The 18,494-nt window shown below is 38.1% G+C and carries 17 protein-coding genes and 4 pseudogenes; 18 read left to right on the top strand and 3 right to left on the bottom strand.

The genetic code is table 11. The annotated features are described in order from the left end of the window. Nucleotides 1–14: 14 nt before the first annotated feature. The 13 genes and pseudogenes from PGRAN_RS05020 to PGRAN_RS05080 all read left to right on the top strand — a co-directional run bounded on the left by PGRAN_RS05020 (nt 15) and on the right by PGRAN_RS05080 (nt 11,701). Nucleotides 15–878 (top strand): F0F1 ATP synthase subunit gamma, encoded by an 864-nt coding sequence (locus PGRAN_RS05020; protein WP_036065654.1) that lies wholly within the window; start codon nt 15–17, stop codon nt 876–878. A gap of 66 nt (nt 879–944) precedes the next feature. Then, a pseudogene (gene atpD / locus PGRAN_RS05025) lies at nt 945–2,364 on the top strand (F0F1 ATP synthase subunit beta). 21 nt (nt 2,365–2,385) lie between these two features. Next, a pseudogene (locus tag PGRAN_RS05030) lies at nt 2,386–2,791 on the top strand (F0F1 ATP synthase subunit epsilon). 153 nt (nt 2,792–2,944) lie between these two features. Continuing rightward, nucleotides 2,945–3,184 carry a DUF1146 family protein gene (locus PGRAN_RS05035; protein ID WP_036065655.1) on the top strand — a complete coding sequence of 80 codons (240 nt, stop codon included), beginning with the start codon at nt 2,945–2,947 and terminating at the stop codon, nt 3,182–3,184. A gap of 179 nt (nt 3,185–3,363) precedes the next feature. After that, complete coding sequence (gene murA / locus PGRAN_RS05040) at nt 3,364–4,653, top strand: UDP-N-acetylglucosamine 1-carboxyvinyltransferase (protein ID WP_036065656.1); 1,290 nt, start codon at nt 3,364–3,366, stop codon at nt 4,651–4,653. 167 nt (nt 4,654–4,820) lie between these two features. After that, nucleotides 4,821–5,816 (top strand): rod shape-determining protein, encoded by a 996-nt coding sequence (gene mreB / locus PGRAN_RS05045; RefSeq protein WP_036065657.1) that lies wholly within the window; start codon nt 4,821–4,823, stop codon nt 5,814–5,816. Nucleotides 5,817–5,833: 17 nt separating this feature from the next. After that, on the top strand, nt 5,834–6,280 hold the full coding sequence (locus tag PGRAN_RS05050) for a GNAT family N-acetyltransferase (protein ID WP_036065658.1): 447 nt from the start codon (nt 5,834–5,836) through the stop codon (nt 6,278–6,280). A gap of 2 nt (nt 6,281–6,282) precedes the next feature. Continuing rightward, nucleotides 6,283–6,714 carry a 3-hydroxyacyl-ACP dehydratase FabZ gene (fabZ, locus tag PGRAN_RS05055; protein WP_036065660.1) on the top strand — a complete coding sequence of 144 codons (432 nt, stop codon included), beginning with the start codon at nt 6,283–6,285 and terminating at the stop codon, nt 6,712–6,714. 290 nt (nt 6,715–7,004) lie between these two features. Continuing rightward, nucleotides 7,005–7,373, top strand: a complete 369-nt coding sequence (locus tag PGRAN_RS05060; RefSeq protein ID WP_036065724.1) for a single-stranded DNA-binding protein — start codon at nt 7,005–7,007, stop codon at nt 7,371–7,373. A gap of 413 nt (nt 7,374–7,786) precedes the next feature. Then, nucleotides 7,787–8,605: a LysM peptidoglycan-binding and 3D domain-containing protein gene (locus PGRAN_RS05065; protein WP_036065663.1), complete on the top strand. Its 819-nt coding sequence runs from the start codon at nt 7,787–7,789 to the stop codon at nt 8,603–8,605. 168 nt (nt 8,606–8,773) lie between these two features. Next, nucleotides 8,774–9,505 carry a WecB/TagA/CpsF family glycosyltransferase gene (locus PGRAN_RS05070; protein ID WP_036065664.1) on the top strand — a complete coding sequence of 244 codons (732 nt, stop codon included), beginning with the start codon at nt 8,774–8,776 and terminating at the stop codon, nt 9,503–9,505. A gap of 6 nt (nt 9,506–9,511) precedes the next feature. After that, nucleotides 9,512–10,625, top strand: a pseudogene (gene menC, locus PGRAN_RS05075) (o-succinylbenzoate synthase). A 35-nt stretch (nt 10,626–10,660) separates the two neighbouring features. Next, entirely contained in the window at nt 10,661–11,701 is a 1,041-nt protein-coding gene (locus tag PGRAN_RS05080) for a glycosyltransferase family 4 protein (protein WP_420911970.1), read from the top strand. Between the two features lie 52 nt (nt 11,702–11,753). Here PGRAN_RS05080 and PGRAN_RS05085 read toward each other — a convergent pair whose 3' ends face one another. The 3 genes from PGRAN_RS05085 to PGRAN_RS05095 form a co-directional block, all read right to left on the bottom strand. Next, nucleotides 11,754–12,794, bottom strand: coding sequence for an LCP family protein (locus PGRAN_RS05085; protein ID WP_036065670.1), 1,041 nt, complete (start codon nt 12,792–12,794; stop codon nt 11,754–11,756). Nucleotides 12,795–13,054: 260 nt separating this feature from the next. Beyond that, nucleotides 13,055–13,597, bottom strand: a complete 543-nt coding sequence (locus tag PGRAN_RS05090) for a GNAT family N-acetyltransferase (protein WP_051998424.1) — start codon at nt 13,595–13,597, stop codon at nt 13,055–13,057. Beyond that, on the bottom strand, nt 13,597–14,232 hold the full coding sequence (locus PGRAN_RS05095) for a YigZ family protein (protein ID WP_036065673.1): 636 nt from the start codon (nt 14,230–14,232) through the stop codon (nt 13,597–13,599). The genes PGRAN_RS05090 and PGRAN_RS05095 overlap by 1 nt, the downstream gene beginning before the upstream one ends. Before the next feature lie 399 nt (nt 14,233–14,631). Between PGRAN_RS05095 and PGRAN_RS05100 the strand changes: the two genes are divergently transcribed. From PGRAN_RS05100 to PGRAN_RS17735, 5 genes and pseudogenes are all read left to right on the top strand, one after another. After that, nucleotides 14,632–15,318: a response regulator transcription factor gene (locus PGRAN_RS05100; protein WP_036065674.1), complete on the top strand. Its 687-nt coding sequence runs from the start codon at nt 14,632–14,634 to the stop codon at nt 15,316–15,318. Nucleotides 15,319–15,354: 36 nt separating this feature from the next. Beyond that, nucleotides 15,355–16,194 carry a DegV family protein gene (locus PGRAN_RS05105; RefSeq protein ID WP_036065675.1) on the top strand — a complete coding sequence of 280 codons (840 nt, stop codon included), beginning with the start codon at nt 15,355–15,357 and terminating at the stop codon, nt 16,192–16,194. Between the two features lie 239 nt (nt 16,195–16,433). Then, nucleotides 16,434–17,768 carry an ATP-dependent helicase ComFA gene (locus PGRAN_RS05110; protein ID WP_036065676.1) on the top strand — a complete coding sequence of 445 codons (1,335 nt, stop codon included), beginning with the start codon at nt 16,434–16,436 and terminating at the stop codon, nt 17,766–17,768. Further along, nucleotides 17,758–17,940 (top strand): annotated as a pseudogene (locus PGRAN_RS17730) (double zinc ribbon domain-containing protein); the annotation flags it as partial. The gene PGRAN_RS05110 and the pseudogene PGRAN_RS17730, both read left to right, overlap by 11 nt. Nucleotides 17,941–18,304: 364 nt before the next feature. Next, the gene (locus PGRAN_RS17735; RefSeq protein WP_420911967.1) at nt 18,305–18,448 is read left to right on the top strand and encodes a ComF family protein; all 144 of its coding nucleotides are present in this window, start codon (nt 18,305–18,307) and stop codon (nt 18,446–18,448) included. The last annotated feature ends 46 nt before the right edge of the window (nt 18,449–18,494 follow it).

Genomic DNA, 18,494 nt, shown 5'->3' on the forward strand with positions numbered 1-18,494 from the left:
GGTGGTGAAAATCTTTGGCATCTTTAATAGATATTAAACAGCGAATCACTTCTACAAAGAAAACAAGCCAAATTACAAAGGCGATGCAAATGGTCTCTGCGTCCAAACTTGGTCGTGCAGAAGAAAAAGCAAGAGCCTATGCCCCATACGTAGAAAAAATTCGAGATGTGGTAACCCATGTTGCTTCAGGAAATAGCGCAGACCATCCGATGTTAGTAACGCGAGCTGTTCACAGAACTGGCTATATCGTTGTTACTTCGCATAAAGGGTTGGCCGGAGCTTATAACAGTAGCGTTATCAAAGAAGTATATAAACAAATTCAAGAAAAGCATACTTCTAGCGAAGAGTACGCAATCATCGCTTTAGGAAGAGCTGGCGCGGACTTTTTCAAGGCTCGCCATATGAATGTTGTTTTAGAGGTACCAAGTATTTCGGATCATCCAATTTTTGCTGAAATTAAAGATGTTGCGCGCAATACGGTTCAAATGTTTGAAGATGGTGTTTTTGATGAAGTATTCATTATTTACAATCACCATGTGAACTCAATTTCTCAATCCTTGAGAAGCGAAAAATTGTTGCCACTCACGGAGTTTCATGAAAATGAAGCAGAACATGATCTGACAACATACGAATTTGAACCATCTGAAGGTGAAATTTTAGAAGTATTGTTACCGCAATATGTTGAAAGCTTGATTTTCGGTGCCATTTTGGATGCCAAAGCCGCGGAACATGCTGCTCGTATGACAGCGATGAGAAGCGCGACAGACAATGCTACCGATATCATTGATGACTTATCATTACAATATAACCGTGCTCGCCAAGCTGCGATTACGCAAGAGATAACTGAGATTATTGGCGGTGTAGCAGCTCTTGAATAATTTTCAAGGGATGCTCATCAGCTGTTAAGTTCCCGAGTTGGGAAAGCAAGTGAGGAGGAAAATCGCATGACTGAAGGACGAATAATCCAAGTTATGGGTCCCGTTGTAGACGTAAAGTTTGATAATCATCTACCTGAAATCTACAATGCGCTTAAAGTTGAATACAAAGCACAATCCGAAGAGGAAAAAAAGTGTGGAACTAACACTTGAAGTAGCTATCCATTTAGGTGACGATGTTGTTCGTACTATTGCGATGGCTTCAACAGACGGTGTTCAAAGAGGCATGACAGTTATTGATACTGCTAGCCCAATCACTGTTCCGGTTGGAAATGTAACATTAGGGCGTGTATTCAACGTACTTGGCAATACAATCGATTTAGATGAGCCGATCGCAAGTGACGTTCAACGAAATAAAATTCACCGTTTAGCACCAACATTTGATGAGCTATCAACAACAACTGAAATCTTGGAAACAGGAATTAAAGTAGTAGATCTTCTAGCTCCTTACGTTAAAGGTGGTAAAATTGGTTTGTTCGGTGGTGCCGGTGTAGGTAAAACGGTACTTATCCAAGAACTTATTCATAATATCGCCCAAGAGCACGGTGGTATTTCCGTGTTTGCTGGTGTAGGAGAACGTACCCGTGAAGGTAATGACCTTTACTTTGAAATGAAGGACTCGGGTGTTATTGAGAAAACGGCGATGGTATTCGGTCAAATGAATGAACCGCCTGGCGCACGTATGCGTGTTGCCTTAACTGGCCTCACTATTGCGGAATATTTCCGCGATGTAGAGCATCAAGATGTGTTGCTATTCATCGATAACATTTTCCGATTCACGCAAGCTGGTTCTGAAGTTTCGGCTTTACTTGGTCGTATGCCATCTGCTGTAGGTTACCAACCAACACTGGCCACAGAGATGGGGCAATTACAAGAGCGTATCACATCCACAAACGTAGGATCTGTTACCTCCATTCAAGCAATTTACGTACCAGCCGATGACTATACCGATCCAGCGCCAGCAACAACCTTCGCCCATCTAGATGCAACAACTAACTTGGAGCGTAAACTGACTGAGCAAGGTATTTATCCAGCGGTAGATCCACTTGCATCGACTTCTCGTGCGCTTGCTCCAGATATCGTTGGAGAAGATCATTACGAGGTGGCGACACAAGTACAACAGTTATTGCAACGCTACAAAGAGTTACAAGATATTATTGCTATCTTAGGTATGGATGAGCTGTCTGATGAAGATAAGCAAGCGGTTGGCCGTGCTCGCCGCGTGCAATTCTTCTTAAGTCAAAACTTCCACGTTGCCGAGCAATTTACTGGTCAAAAAGGTTCCTATGTACCAGTAAAAGAAACTGTTAAAGGTTTCCAAGATATTCTTGCAGGTAAATATGATCATCTTCCAGAAGATGCGTTCCGTTCATTAGGACGTATCGAAGAAGTTATCGAAAAAGCCAAAAGCATGGGTGTCGAAGTTTAATATAAGCAGGAGGAGATACACATGGGCATTTTAAATGTAAGTATTGTTACTCCAGATGGTCCTGTTTTCAGCGGTGAAGCTAACATGGTCATCGCAAGAACAAAAGCCGGCGAATTAGGTATTTTACCTGGTCATGTTCCTTTGGTAGCCCCACTAAAAATTGATGTCGTGCGTCTAAAGCATGATGGCAAGGAAGAATGGGTTGCAGTAAACGGTGGCTTCATGGAAGTAAATGGTGAAGAAGTAAATATTTTAGCAGATACCGCTGAGCGGGAAGAAGAGATTGATATCGACCGTGCTGAGGACTGCTAAACAACGTGCAGAAGATGATTTAAAGGATGCGAAAGACAAAAAAGTAGATGAACTAAAAGCAGAAGTAGCGCTCCAAAAAGCAATAAATCGAATTCATGCTTATAATAAAAAGTAAAGTATAGTGAGTTTGGAGCCTTCCCCTTAAAAGTGGACTTAGCTCCAAACTCATTTACTTCATCAACTAAATAGTAATAAAAAGCGTATAAAATTGTTATTCAGTGATAATACTGGTAGAATAATAGAGGCTGATAAAAATTGGAGGTAAAAGATGTATACAGTTATTGGGCAGCAGGCAGTTATCGTCATGATTTCACATCTGCTTTTTATTGTCATTGCTTTCTGGGCATTACAAGCACTCCACTTCGAAAGATTGATACGTCGTGACCATGTGATACAAGCAAGAGTTCTTTATTTGATTATTGCTGTAGCATTAGGTGTTACGATTAGTAATTTCTTTTTGGATTATTTTATCTCAGCGAAACAACTAGGTAATTTGTTTGGAAGTTAGGCTTTAGATAGATTCTTGTTTAGATTTGATATAACTCTCTTAAAATTAGTGTTGAAAAGTAGTTGCGATTAGTGGTAGAATGTTCAGAGTATGTTCAAAGACTAAATACATTTCAGGGTTAATTTTAAGTGATGTATATCAAATACGATTAGAGTAATTAATACGCGGAGGGGTTCGTTTTGGAAAAAATTATTGTTCATGGTGGAAAACAGTTACAAGGGACAGTGAAGGTTGAAGGCGCAAAAAATGCTGTTTTACCTGTTATCGCTGCTACTTTATTAGCAAGCAAGGGAACAAGTACGTTAAGAAATGTTCCGCATTTGTCAGATGTTTATACAATTAATGAAGTTCTAAAATATTTAAAAGCGGATGTGTCCTTTGAAGATGACGTGGTGACTGTCAATGCAACAGGAGATATCTTATCCGATACACCATTCGAATATGTTCGTAAAATGCGCGCCTCGATCGTTGTTATGGGGCCTTTGTTAGCTCGAACAGGTTCAGCAAAAGTTGCTTTACCAGGTGGTTGTGCAATAGGTTCACGCCCAGTTGACCTTCATTTAAAAGGCTTTGAGGCAATGGGTGCCAATGTTAAAATTGAGAATGGTTATATTGAAGCAACGGCTAAGAAATTGATTGGTGCCAAAATATATTTAGATTTTCCAAGCGTAGGTGCTACTCAAAATATTATGATGGCAGCGACACTAGCAGAAGGAACAACAGTTATTGAAAACGTAGCGAGAGAGCCTGAAATTGTCGATCTTGCTAATTTCTTAAACCAAATGGGTGGTAGAGTTATTGGTGCTGGTACAGAAGTTATCCGGATCGAAGGTGTGAAAGAGCTAGTTGCCACAGATCATTCAATTATTCCTGATCGAATTGAAGCAGGAACGTTCATGATTGCTGCTGCTATTACAGAAGGAAATGTATTCATTGAGGATATGGTTCCTGAACATATCAGTTCCCTGATTGCTAAACTAGAAGAAATGGGCGTGAAAATCGTTGAAGAAAACAACGGTGTTCGGGTTATTGGTCCTAAATATTTAAAAGCTGTTGATGTGAAAACATTACCACATCCAGGTTTCCCAACAGATATGCAATCTCAGATGATGGTTATCCAAATGCTAAGCACAGGTACAAGTGTGATGACGGAAACTGTATTTGAGAATCGTTTTATGCATGTTGAAGAAATGCGTCGTATGAATGCCGATATGAAAATTGAAGGCCATTCTGTTATTATTTCTGGACCTGCGAAGCTTCAAGGTGCTGAAGTTGCAGCTACAGATTTACGAGCAGCCGCAGCATTGGTTTTGGCTGGGCTAGTCGCAGATGGATATACACAAGTTACCGAACTTAAATATTTGGACAGAGGATATCATAATTTCCATACTAAGTTAAAAGCGTTAGGTGCAGATATTGAACGCGTGGCCGATACCAAGGATATTAATGTAGATGTAACAACTAAATAAATGTATGACTAGGTTGTCAAAGACCTAGTTTTTTGTTTACCAAAAATAATTTATCTGAATACGTTCGATGAAATGATATATATGTTAAAGGAAATATGCTATAATGCAGAAGAGATAGTGTGAAGTAATACATATTAAAACAACATAGAAAGGGGTCATTAAAGATTATGGCAAAAGATGTTGGAATAGATTTAGGTACTGCAAATGTTTTGATTCATGTAAAAGGAAAAGGTATTGTATTAAATGAACCATCTGTCGTAGCAATCAATAATATAACGAACGAAGTTTTAGCGGTTGGGACAGAAGCGCGTAATATGGTAGGGAGAACTCCTGGGAATATAACGGCAATTAGACCAATGAAAGATGGCGTAATTGCAGATTTTGACATTGTCCAAGAAATGCTACGGATTTTCCTGCAAAAATTAGATTTGAAAGGCTTTTTCTCAAAACCAAGAATTTTGATTTGTTGTCCAACGAACATCACTTCGGTAGAGCAAAAAGCGATACGGCAAGCAGCAGAGCAAAGTGGTGGAAAACAAGTATTTATGGAAGAAGAACCCAAAGTAGCAGCAATCGGTGCAGGCATGGATATTTTCCAACCAAGTGGTAATATGGTTATTGATATTGGTGGTGGAACAACGGATATCGCAGTGCTTTCTATGGGAGATATTGTAACGAGCAAATCTGTAAAACTTGCTGGTAATCAACTGGATGGAGATATTTTGCAATATATTAAACGAAAGTATAATCTTCTAATAGGCGAACGCACATCCGAAGAACTAAAAATTAATGTAGCAACTGCGTGTGCCGGTGCACGTCAAGAATCGATGGATATTAGAGGACGAGACCTTGTTTCTGGATTACCAAAAACGGTAACAGTAACTAGTGAAGAAATTGAGCTAGCACTTAGAGAATCAGTCAATGTGATTGTTCAATCTGCTAAACAAGTACTGGAGCAAACACCTCCAGAATTATCTGCTGATATTATTGATCGTGGGATTATTATGACTGGTGGCGGAGCATTATTACATGGTTTAGATGAGCTTTTGGCTGAAGAGTTAAAGGTTCCAGTTCTCATTGCTGAGAACCCATTGGATGCTGTGGCGATTGGAACTGGTATACTGTTAGAAAATACATCAAAAACAAAGAAGAGTTGGTTTTAGAAATATGAGGTGGTAAGTTGAGCCTTCGAGTAGAACGTGTTGATGCAACCAACTGGCTAGAAATTGCTGAACTAACTGTGGCTAAACACCAAGTAAACTTTATTGAGTCTAATGCACTGTCAATATTAGAATCTCAGTACATATCTGGTTGGTATCCTGTTGGTTTGTATTCCGACGATATGTTAGTGGGTTTTGCGATGTATGGTTGTAGAGAAGTGGATTCGATTTGGATAGATCGCTTTATGATTGATCTAAAATATCAAGGACAGGGCTTTGGTCAAAAATTTTTAGTGTATTTAATGGAGCATATAAGAGAAAGTTTTAAAGTAAAAAAGATTATATTGAGTGTTACTCCAGAGAATTTAAAAGCAAGGAAATTTTATGAAGACAATGGATTTTTTAATACTGATGAAGTAGATCCTAAAGGTGAATTGATTTTCATGTACGATTGTATGGAGGTATAGAGATGTTAGATATAAGTGAAATTAAAAAAATATTACCACATAGATATCCCTTCCTTTTGGTAGATCGAGTTGTGGAATTAGATGATAAAAAGGTTGTGGCTATAAAAAATGTTACTGCGAATGAGGAATTTTTTAATGGGCATTTTCCTGATTATCCAGTAATGCCTGGTGTTTTAATTGTAGAAGCCTTAGCTCAAACGAGTGGGATTGCAATGATGCAAGTAGAAGGAAATAAAGGTAAAATTGGTTTATTCGCAGGGATTGACGGCTGTAGATTCAAACGCCAAGTTGTCCCAGGAGATCAGCTACGATTAGAAGCAGAGATTCTTCGTTTACGAGGGTCTATTGCTAAGGCGAAGGTGAAAGCAACGGTAGATGAAGAATTAGTTTGTGAAGCTGAGATAATGTTTGCACTCACAGATGTAGTTAAATAAGTAGAAGGGAGCCGCGATACTCGATTGCGGCTCTTTAGTTGCATAAAACTTGCTAGCGTTGACTTGAATATAGAATAACAGAGTATCGCGGGAAAAGAAATTAAATAAAAAAATTGGCTAACTTATAAATTTGTTTTTTCAAAGCTATTATCTTAGCAAATTTATTTTTTCTGCTAGAGGGAAATTGTATTTTAGAGACAATAGAGTCACTAAATTTTTTTTTTTACAGATTTTACAGATTGAAACAATGGAGGTATGCTGAAGTCACTAAAAAAGAAAAGAGTGATGCCATGATTAATCAAGTAACGATTGTTGGAAGGCTAACTGAAGACCCAGAAATACGATGGACATCAGAAGATAAGGCTGTTGTAAATGTAACGATAGCGCTCAATCGTTTTGGAAAGAACAGGCGATTAAATAATGAGGCTGATTTTATTCCATGTGTAATTTGGGGAAAACAAGCAGAAAATACAGTGGAATATTGTCAAAAAGGAACCTTAGTTGGTATAAATGGAGAGCTACAAACTAGGAATTATATTAATCGGGAGGATAAAAAGGTCTATGTTATTGAAGTATTAGCGGATAAGATAAGATTTTTAAGCAGAAATAAAGAGCAGAAAGTGGGAGAAGTGGAGGTTACAACAGAAAATGATGTATAAATGGAGGAATAACAATTGTAACCTTCTGTTATATTGAGGGATAAATCAAAAAAGTTAAACCGTGCAAGTGGGATTTTCCATTGAATTTGAACTATTTCCTAGTGTTTTTGAAATGTATATATTGCCCAATTTATATATTTTGACACAAATAAGTTCACTAGGTTAATCTATTTTTCGTAGAACTTAAAGTAGATGAAGTGAAGGCACTAGAAGGGAGCAGTATATATTTTTTTACCGTAATCACCATAAAGGATAATAGTCGGAAAATTCTATCAAGAAAGTCGATTAACAAATATTACGATTAAATAGTATGCAACTAGCATTGTGTTACGTAGCCTTAATGAATTAGTAACCTAAGCTGAGTTCCCATATGATACGATTATTCTCGAAGTTATCAAGGAGGTAATTATTACATGAAGAAAACAGTAGCCACTATTGCGACAGGGTTAGTCTTAGCCGGAATTGGATCAACTCAGGTTAGTGCGGCAGAATATACAGTTCAATCAGGGGATTCACTATGGAAAATTTCAAATGAAAATAACATCTCCATAGATCAGCTGAAGAAAAATAACAATCTAAGCTCGAATCTTATCTTTCCCAATCAAAAATTAGAAGTTGGTACGGTCAAAGCGGATACAACTAAAGTAGATAACGGTACATATAAAATTGTACCAGGTGATACTTTGAGTGAGATTGCTCAAAATCATAATGTTACTGTTTCTCAACTGAAATCATGGAACTCTTTATCATCGGATTTGATTATTGCGGGAGAAACGCTAACTATCGGAGAAGCTCAGAGTGAGACTCCAACTGAACCCAAGCAGGAAGTCAAATCAGAATCTTCATCCGTCCAAGAACAGGAGCAAGCACCTCAAAAGGAGAAAGCAACAACTAGCACACCTAGCAAGCAAGCGCAAAGTTCAAACAAAAGCGCATCTAGCAGTGTATCCAAAGAGATTACAGTGACTGCGACTGCATATAGCAAAGCAGAACCTGGCATGGGGCATATGACGGCTTCGGGGATTGATTTGAATGATAATCCAAGAGTCATTGCAGTAGACCCATCCGTTATTCCATTAGGCTCAAAGGTATATGTTGAGGGATACGGAGAAGCAATTGCTGCTGATACTGGTGGCGCAATCAAAGGTAACAAGATTGATGTACATTTAGATAGTGTACAAGCTTGCTACAATTGGGGCGTTAAAACAGTAAAAGTACAAATTTTAAACTAATATTTTCAGTTATAAATGCAAAATCGTGATTGGTGTCTCATCAGTCACGATTTTTTTGTGCTGTATATTGTTACATAGATTCGTAATGAAAGAATATATAATTTTAAGATATGAAGAATCGTATATTTATGATAAACTTAGATATATGAGAAATATAGGAGTGAACATATGAAACAGACTGTTGATATTCTGGGTATTCCATTTTATAATGTTTCTCAAAGCACTTTTGTAGATGAATTAATAGAGGCTGCTGCGAATCAAGAACGTCGGTTTGTAGTGACGGCTAACCCTGAAATAGTAATGCATACAAAGCAGGATATGGCGTTTAATCACGCAGTTCTCCAAGCGGATTATATCGTTGCTGATGGTATTGGTGTTGTTAAGGCTGCAAAAAGTATTGGGAAACCACTGGAGGGAAGAGTAACAGGCTTTGATACGATGTTGGGGCTTCTCCAAAAAGCGAATGAAATGAAAATGAGTGTATATTTTGTTGGTGCAAAACCAAATGTTATAAAAAAACTTGTCAAGCATGTGGAACAAAATTACAGTGATATTAATATTGTAGGAGCGCGTGATGGCTATTTTCTTGCTTCAGAAGCAGAGGCTGTAGCCGACGATATCTTTCAAAGTAAAGCGGATTTTATTTTTCTAGCGCTTGGATTTCCAAGGCAGGAGAAGTGGATATCCTCGTATATAGAGAAATTCAATAAAGGCATTTTTATAGGTGTTGGAGGGAGCTTTGATGTACTTTCTGGTTGTACTAAACGAGCTCCGGAGTTTTGGGTTAAGTCGAACTTAGAGTGGTTATACAGAATTTTATCCCAACCTAGACGTTGGAGGCGGGCATTGGCTATTCCAAAATTTGTAATGGCAATGAAAAGGCAAAGGAAGCAAAGGTGATATGGAATGCTTATTAAACAGGTAACGATATATCACCTCGAAATGCCGCTTAAAACTCCCTTTAAGACGAGTTATGGTATTATGCATACTAAGAGCCTATGTATCTTAAAAATCGTCTCAGATGATGGATTAGAGGGTTATGGTGAACTTGAGGCATTTTCAGCACCATGGTACACAGAAGAGACTACCAATACGGCAAGTTTAATCATAAAAAACCACCTTCTTCCGATGCTAAAAGGTCTTGATATCAAGGAACCTAGCCAAATAAACCAGCTTTTTCAAGTCGTTCGAGGAAATGAAATGGCAAAATCTGCTGTTGAAACTGCAGTGTGGGATATTTTCTCGAAGCTATCTGGTCAATGTCTAACAGCGTATCTCGGCGGGAATCAAGGAGATATACCTGTTGGCGTGAGCATAGGCATTCAAAAAGATACCACTGAATTAGTGCGAATTGTGGGTGAATATGTGCGAGCTGGCTACACTAGAGTGAAGCTTAAAATTAAGCCAGGATCAGATATAGAATCTGTGCGCCAGGTCAGGAATGAGTTTCCCGACTTAACGCTGATGGTAGATGCTAACTCTGCATATAACAGGACTGACATTTCGATGTTAAAGAAACTAGATCAATACAATTTAGCGATGATCGAGCAGCCTTTTGGTGTGACCGACTTTGTAGATCATGCATGGCTACAAAAGCAATTGTCTACCCCAATTTGTCTCGATGAAAATATTCGTTCTGTGAGTGACGCTAGGCAGGCGTTTGAACTCCAAAGTGCGAGGGCAATTAATGTGAAAATTGCGCGTGTAGGAGGCCTAGATGAAGCTCTTAAAATAGCTACATTTTGTCACGAAAACGGTATGATCGCTTGGTGTGGAGGGATGTTCGAAGCCGGAATCGGTAGGGCACATAATATTGCACTAGCCGCTAGGACTGAGTTCACTTTTCCAGGAGATATATCGGCATCCAATCGCTATTTTGAGAAAGATATTATCAAGAATGATTTTAAAATTAATAATGGAAAGATAACAACGCCAATAGGTTCAGGTATCGGTGTAGATATAGACCAAAAAAAGTCTGGCATCCTATTGTAAACGACGAGAAGTCATCGTTTTAAACTGAAGGACGGAGCTGAAATTAAGTTGCAAATCTGGATCATGATTATTTGTTTCCTAATCGGAATACTCATTATTCCGTTAGTACGCAAGTTTGCTTTTCTTATAAATGCTGTGGATGAGCCTCGTGAACGGCACATTCATACGAAAATTACACCAACATTAGGTGGCTTAGCTATATTTATAGCTTTCACTATCGGCATGTTGCTACTAACTGTGGATAAAAGTGGTTTTTTACCAGTGTACATAGGTGCGTTGATTATTGTTACAACAGGATTCATCGATGATATTATTGAATTATCACCCAGATGGAAACTTGTAGGGCAGATTAGTGCGGCCTTGTGTGTTGTATTATGGGGTCAGATCACCATTGAATTTATTAATATTCCTTTTGCTGGACCTTTATATTTTGGTGTGTGGGCGATCCCTATTACAATTATTTGGATTGTAGCTATTGTTAATGCGTTGAATCTAATTGATGGGTTGGATGGGTTAGCAGGTGGCATTGCAATTATCGCGCTTCTAACGATTGCTGGAATGGCCTTATTGCTCCAAGACATATTTGTAGCCCCTGTAGCGTTCATGTTGATTGCCTGTATCTTTGCTTTTCTGGTTTATAATTTTCCGCCGGCTTCTATTTTTATGGGGGATACTGGTTCACTGTTTCTTGGATATATGATTGCAGTTTTATCACTCATGGGCTTTAAAAATGTGACCTTTATTTCGATATTGGTGCCATTAATTATATTAGGTGTACCGCTCTCTGATACTTTTTTTGCAATTATACGCAGGCTAAAGTCGAGAACGCCAATTTCGATGGCTGATAGATCTCATATTCATCACCGTCTCATGGCGCTTGGCTTCTCGGAGAGACAAACGGTATTGTTGATTTATTGCATGGCAATTCTATTTTCGATCACTGGTTTCGTATTCTCTTTCTCTACGACCTGGGGAGCCGTCATCTTACTTGTATTGCTAGCTTTTTGCATCGAAATCATTGTGGAATTCATCGGCTTAATTGGCGAACAATATCGTCCGATTTTAAATATCTTAGCAAAAATACGACGGCGAAAAAAACATTAAAAAGGCGCGAAACTCTAGAAGTTTATATCTAGGTTTCGCGCCTTTTAGCAATTTAGTCATCTTCGCTGTATGGAAGAGCGTTAGGGAATGGCTTGTTAACACCTTGTAACTGCCCAGCAAACTCATTTGCTACACTCTGTACAGAATTTTCATCGAGTTGATAGTAGTAGACACCATCTTGCGGAGCATCATCACCTTTAAGAGCCAACGATTTCATATCAATATCATTCGTCATACCATATTTGGCAATAGAAAGCATTTGAGAAAAGGTCATGTTTGTTTTCATATTATCTCCCACTGCTTTTATAACATCGGAGTACTTATTGATAGAACCAAGAGAGGTAGCCTTATCGATGATTGCTTTCATGACAAGCTGTTGCCGTTTGCCGCGTTCGATATCATTGTCGATATGACGCGTTCTAGAAAGGGCTAACGCTTGCTCACCGTTAAGTTGTTGTTTACCTTTTTTCAAACTTATTGCCCCGGCCTGATCTTTGGAATTTTGTTCTGTGAAATCAACGGGCACGTCAACTTCAATTCGGTCAAGTGCATTGACTATTTCTAAGAAGGCATCGAAGTTGAATCTGATATAATAATCAACAGGAACTTTAAAAAGATCTTCCACTGTTTTCATTGTCAATTCAGGCCCACCATAAGCGTGCGCCGCGTTTATTTTCGTGAATTTGTCAGTAGTGTCATCTTTACTTTCAATATGAACATAGGAGTCTCGAGGAATACTCGTCATTTCAAGCTTGTTGTCCTTAACGTTTAATGTTGCTAAAATAAGCGCGTCACTTCGAGGGTTTCCGCCATTATTTGCTTGTCTTTTAGCGCTGTCATCAACACCGATGATCAGGAATGAGAAACTATCTTTTATAGGATCAACATCTTTGTTTCGCAAGGACGAAGCCTCACCACTTCTTACATTATCATAGGAGTTATCTACGGCAAGTTTTGCTGAACTGAACAGATATGTAGCATATCCAGCCCCCGCAAGCACGATTATCATCAATGGAATCAGGATTAAAAAAAGTACCAATCGGCGTCTTTTGTATTTCGCGCTTCTTGGAGCAGGGCTTTTGTTTATAGGCATGAATTATTTTCTCCTTATAATTAAATTCTAAGCGTCTAGCTATATCCCGAAGTAAATTATTCGCGTATGCAATAGATGTAATTGTATCATGATAAGAAATTTTATTTGTTACGATAGATTTACGTTTGTTTTAAAGTTACAATAAAGAACATTGCAAAACATGGATGCTTTTTTCTATTATACATAAGTAAGCAGAAAATGAACATTAAAATCATCAAAAATAAGGTAAAATAAGTCGTATGTAATGCCTCTATAGTTAGTTAAACTAATTCACGCTTGTACTGCTCCACAGTTTCTAGCGTTTTAGTCTTCATAGCAAATTCAGAAACGGTTTTATCAAATGTGAAGTCTAGCTTTTTTAGTAGTTTACTAGAAGCAATGTTTTCAGGAGATACTTTAGCCGTCAGAATTTTTATGGTTGTTGTTGTTTGAATAAGTTGAATGAAGACATGGAGAATTTCAGCCATTAGGCCAGTGCCCCAGTAACTTTGCTTCAATTCGTAACCAATTTCTGCAGTCATTGTATTTAAATATAGCTCATTGATGCCGAAAGAACCAATAATATTTCTATTGAGTTTGTCGATAATTACATACCTGTTAGCACTTTTTGTATCTAATATAGCAGAAATGATTTCATGTGCCTGTTCAATAGTATGGAGCGTTTCAATGTTCATATAACGAGTGACCTCAGTGTTTGACCAAATCTTTAGTAACTTATCGGCATCATCGTGAGTCATCACTCGCAATAAGGTACGATTTGTTTTAAATTCCCATGGTAAATTTCGCAACTCATTTACTAGCATTAGTTAACATCCTTTTCCCGATATTTTTGCCCGGTCTCATGCATTTTGATCTGCCCGTTTGTGAAATCTGTAGCCCATTTTTGGAAAGGCGCAACATCACCACTATCTACATAAACATCGATTACTATTTTGTCTGTGAATGATATCCCTGCCATTTGGTACCCCTTTTTTTCTAAAGCATTTTCAAACTTTGCATGCGATGCATAGTCGAGGGTACAAGAAATGATGATTGCTAAGGAGCGCTCTACAACCCCAAGCGTCTTGCAAGTTTCGCTTACAGCATTTCCATATGCACGCACAAGTCCTCCTGCGCCTAATTTCACGCCGCCAAAATATCTGGTTACTACTACGGCTACATTTTTTAGTTGTTTCTTTTTTAAAACTTCAAGCATTGGAACGCCGGCAGTGCCACTAGGTTCTCCATCGTCATTTGCTTTTTGATATTGATCCCGTTCTCCGATGAGATATGCAGAGCAGTTATGGCTAGCGTTCCAATGTTTTTTCTTTATATCCTGGATGAATTCTTGCGCACTTTGTTCATCAGTAGCTCGAATGACAGAGCAAATAAACCTAGACTTATCAATGATTATTTCATGTTGCCCAGCTACTTTAATCGTTAAATATTTTTCTAGCATATAGGCCTCCAATTGTTAATTTAATCGTCTGTCCCCCTAGTTTAACGGAAAACTAGGAGTGTGTATAGTTAGAAAATAAGTTTCCGGCATATTTGAAAGATGAAGTGGGAGCAAATTCATGGTATAATGAAATCTATTGTTACTTTTGATAGATAAAACCCATATCATCTAGGCATTTTTGTGGGTAATTTGGCAATTCATAAGGACGGATTACTTCGAGATGTCTAGAGGCAGCAACAAAACAAATGACAATGACTTCTAGAAAAACATGAAATGATACAGAGAAAAACTATGAAAATATAGTTTAGAAGGTTATTTTGAGTAGGCTTTTGAGCTACTAAAGGGATAAAAAATGGGAACAAATATGAAAATAACAATTTTGAAGGAGGATTTCTCATTATGACTGTAAAAATCATGATTGTAGATGATCATCAATTATTTCGTGAAGGCATAAAACGTATACTCGAACTAGAAGATTCATTTGAAGTAGTTGCAGAAGCTGAAAATGGAAAAAATATTGTTGCTAAGGTACGTGAATATCGACCTGATATCGTATTAATGGATATAAATATGCCTACTGTGAACGGTTTAGATGCTACAGAAATGTTAGTAAGACAATTCCCAAGCATTAAAGTAGTTGTTCTAACAATTCATGATACTGATGAATTTGTGACAGAAGCATTGCGAGCAGGAGCAGTTGGTTACCTGTTAAAAGAAATGGATGCCAAGGATCTTGTAGACGCGATTAAGACGGTGGAAGATGGTGGAGCCTATATTCATCCTAAAGCTGCTATTAAATTAGTGCGTGAGTATCGACATTTAGCAAGTACTAACAATGCTCAAGGTGCTTACGGATATCAACAACCAGAAGTTAAGATGCCGCTACATATTCTCACACACAGAGAATGTGAAGTCTTACAGTTATTGACAGACGGGAAAAGTAACCGTGGTATCGGTGAAGCCTTATTTATTAGTGAAAAAACAGTTAAAAATCATGTGAGTAGTATTTTACAAAAAATGAAAGTAAACGATCGTACGCAAGCTGTTGTTACCGCAATCAAGAACGGCTGGGTATTTATTAGATAATCGTTAAATTAGAGGTGACCTTATGGGGGGAAAAAAATTGCTATCGTGACAGACAGTACTGCTTATTTACCCCAAGCAGTAATCGATAAGTTTGAAATATACAAAGTAGCCCTTTCGGTAACCATTGATGGTACATCTTACATCGAAGATAAGGACATCGATGAGCGCAATTTTTATGATTTAGTGAAAACAGCGAAATCATTTCCAACTACGTCTCAACCAGCACCAGGGGATTTTTTGCTTCTCTATGAGAAATTGCGAGACAAAGGCTTTGATACTATTATTAGTATTCATTTAAGCAGTGGTATCAGTGGGACATATCAAAATGCAGTTTCAGCAGGAAATATAGTCGACGATATCCGTGTTATAGCTTATGATTCTGAAATAGCTTGTATGGCTATGGGAATGCTGGTAGAGAAAGCGGCTGAACTTGCCCATAGTGGAGGGACATCAGAAGCCATTGTGTTAAAGCTAAATGCTATGAGAGATGCCATGGATGCCTATTTCCTAGTAGATGATCTGAACCACTTAGCAAGAGGAGGAAGGCTCTCTAATGCTCAGGCTGTAATTGGTAGTGTTCTCCAAATAAAGCCTATACTCTATTTTGAAGAAACCAAAATTGTCTTGTTTGAAAAAATAAGAACGCAGAAAAAAGCATTGCGCAGAATCGAAGGGATTTTAGAAGAAGCTGTTATTAAAGGTAATGCACAGCAAGTATACGTTGTCCATGGAAATTGTTATGATAAGGCTGAAGCATGGAGAAGTGAACTGAAGCAAATGCATCCGAATGTCGATTTTAATATCAGTTATTTCGGGCCAGTTATTGCAACGCACTTAGGTGAAGGCGCATTAGCACTCGTATGGACAATAAAATAATTGATGTTTGGCCTCCTAATCTCTAGGAGGTTTTTTTCCAGTATAGCAGAAGCGACAGAAAAAAATAAATTACGTAAAAAAGTCCAAGTGTGACTGAAAAAAAATTAAAAATTCTATGCAAAAAAAGATACTATCCCTGATTCATTCCACTTTTGAGGATAGTTAGTCGATAAAATAGAAATATGGTAACTGGCATAAAAATTTTTTTTCGTGTATAAATGTATATACGAGGTGATAGTATGAATCTAGAAGGTCGGTTGTTTTTGGAGGATGAGGTAATAGATATAAACAAACTGAAACGAATCAAGGCGATAGAAATAACAAATCACAAACAGTTGTGCTTCAGATGTGGCAACAATGATGGAGAACTATTTTTTAAATCTCCGTGTAGTAATTGTGGTAGTGAGGAATGTTTGTACTGCAGAAATTGTATTATCATGGGTAAAATGACCGAGTGCAGGGAGCTCTTTTACCTGCCAAGCGAGATAAGCATTGCTCATAAGAAGCAGCAGTATTTAGTGTGGGAAGGTCAATTGTCGCATGGGCAGCAAGTAGCCTCAGATGCGGTACATCAGGCTGTGATCAATAAAAAGAACCTATTATTATGGGCAGTTGCAGGTTCGGGGAAAACGGAGATGATGTTTAAAGGTATGGAAGAAGTATTGAAAAATGGTGGGCGTCTTTGCGTAGCCTCGCCAAGAGTCGATGTGTGCTTGGAGTTATTTCCTCGTCTGCAAGAAGTTTTTCCAGCAGTGGAAATGGTTTGCCTCTACGGAGATTCACCGGATGTATATAATGGAGAACGCTTCATTGTCGCAACAACGCATCAACTGATAAGGTTTTATGAGGCGTTCGATGTTATTTTCATAGATGAAGCAGATGCATTTCCATATGCCAAAGATCCCTTTCTCGAATATGCTGTAAAAAAGGCGCAATTAAAACAAGGATGCTCTGTATTTATAACGGCTACACCAGAAAGAAAATGGCAAAAAGAATGCAGTATCGGTAAACGGAATTTTGTAAAAGTCCCAGCAAGGTATCATAGAAAAAAGTTACCTGTTCCTCAAAAAATATGGATTGGAGATTGGAAAAAAACACTAAAAAAGCGAAAAATATCCACTAAGGTTTTGAAATGGATACAAAAGAAATTAGCAGAAGGTTGCCCAGTTTTATTGTTCTTTCCAGAAATAAAAGTAATGCTAGAAGTGGCAACTATCCTTGAATTTCTAGGGTTTGGCCCACTACTTACCGTTCATTCAGCAGATCCCGAAAGAAAAGAGAAAGTGCAACAAATGCGCGATGGAACTATTAAATTGCTATGTACAACAACAATTCTCGAGCGTGGAGTTACCTTTACAAATGTTCAAGTGGGCGTTTTCGGGAGTGAAGGAAGAATATTTACAGAATCAGCCTTAGTTCAAATAGCAGGTCGCGCGGGTCGGAAATCTGACTATCCGGGTGGAGATGTATTATTTTTTCATCACGGCGTATCTCGTAATATGGGCTTGGCTATCGCGCAAATTAAATTGATGAACAGACTGGGAATGCAAAAAGGGCTACTAGATGGCAACTAAGTGCATATTGTGTAGGCGAGAGCTAGTAGCAGATATTTCATGGGGTAGTTTATTTAGCAAGGAAGAAAAACGAACAATTTGCACTACTTGTGAGTCGAAATTAGATGAAATTGGTGATAACGCTTGTGAAAAATGTGGTCGTCGTATGAATGAAACAAGTGAAATAGTGACTTGCCAGGATTGTAAGAAATGGTCACTCGACAAGAAAATTAATTATTTACAAAAAAATGTGGCTTGCTATGAATACAATGCATTTGCAAAAGAGCTTATGGCGTTGTACAAATATAGAGGGGATTATGCTGTTGCAGTAGCTTTTTCACCAGTTTTACGAACCAATTGTATGAAATGGAGTAGAGATATAATCATACCAGTTCCAATAAGTCCCGAGCGTAGAGTGGAGCGAGGGTTTAATCAGACGGAGGGACTACTTAAATTTTCAGGCATTCCATTTGAGACGCATCTAAAAAGAGCACATACTGAAAAGCAGTCGAAAAAAACGAAGAAGGGAAAGAATCGAGCAAGAGCAATTCTTTTTTGTGGAGAACAACGAAGCTATCCAAGCGAAAGAGATACTTTTGCTGGACGATATTTACACAACAGGTGCGACACTACATTTAGCCGCGGAAGCCCTTATAAATGAAGGGGCCAAGAGCGTATCGTCACTTACTATTTTTCGCTAAAACAAAATTTTCAATCATTTCAGGTTTGCATTTGAATATTAGTGGA

Source organism: Listeria grandensis FSL F6-0971, from assembly GCF_000525835.1.
In the GTDB taxonomy this organism is placed as follows: domain Bacteria; phylum Bacillota; class Bacilli; order Lactobacillales; family Listeriaceae; genus Listeria_A; species Listeria_A grandensis.

Excerpts from the sequence above, each read along its gene's own strand:
- PGRAN_RS05035 (WP_036065655.1), top strand. The coding sequence starts at position 2,945 with ATGTATACAGTTATTGGGCAGCAGGCAGTTATCGTCATGATTTCACAT.
- PGRAN_RS05100 (WP_036065674.1), top strand. The coding sequence starts at position 14,632 with ATGACTGTAAAAATCATGATTGTAGATGATCATCAATTATTTCGTGAA.
- PGRAN_RS05080 (WP_420911970.1), top strand. The coding sequence starts at position 10,661 with ATGATTATTTGTTTCCTAATCGGAATACTCATTATTCCGTTAGTACGC.
- PGRAN_RS05070 (WP_036065664.1), top strand. The coding sequence starts at position 8,774 with ATGAAACAGACTGTTGATATTCTGGGTATTCCATTTTATAATGTTTCT.
- fabZ (WP_036065660.1), top strand. The coding sequence starts at position 6,283 with ATGTTAGATATAAGTGAAATTAAAAAAATATTACCACATAGATATCCC.
- mreB (WP_036065657.1), top strand. The coding sequence starts at position 4,821 with ATGGCAAAAGATGTTGGAATAGATTTAGGTACTGCAAATGTTTTGATT.
- PGRAN_RS05095 (WP_036065673.1), bottom strand. The coding sequence starts at position 14,232 with ATGCTAGAAAAATATTTAACGATTAAAGTAGCTGGGCAACATGAAATA.
- PGRAN_RS05110 (WP_036065676.1), top strand. The coding sequence starts at position 16,434 with ATGAATCTAGAAGGTCGGTTGTTTTTGGAGGATGAGGTAATAGATATA.
- PGRAN_RS05090 (WP_051998424.1), bottom strand. The coding sequence starts at position 13,597 with ATGCTAGTAAATGAGTTGCGAAATTTACCATGGGAATTTAAAACAAAT.
- PGRAN_RS05060 (WP_036065724.1), top strand. The coding sequence starts at position 7,005 with ATGATTAATCAAGTAACGATTGTTGGAAGGCTAACTGAAGACCCAGAA.
- PGRAN_RS05085 (WP_036065670.1), bottom strand. The coding sequence starts at position 12,794 with ATGCCTATAAACAAAAGCCCTGCTCCAAGAAGCGCGAAATACAAAAGA.
- PGRAN_RS05065 (WP_036065663.1), top strand. The coding sequence starts at position 7,787 with ATGAAGAAAACAGTAGCCACTATTGCGACAGGGTTAGTCTTAGCCGGA.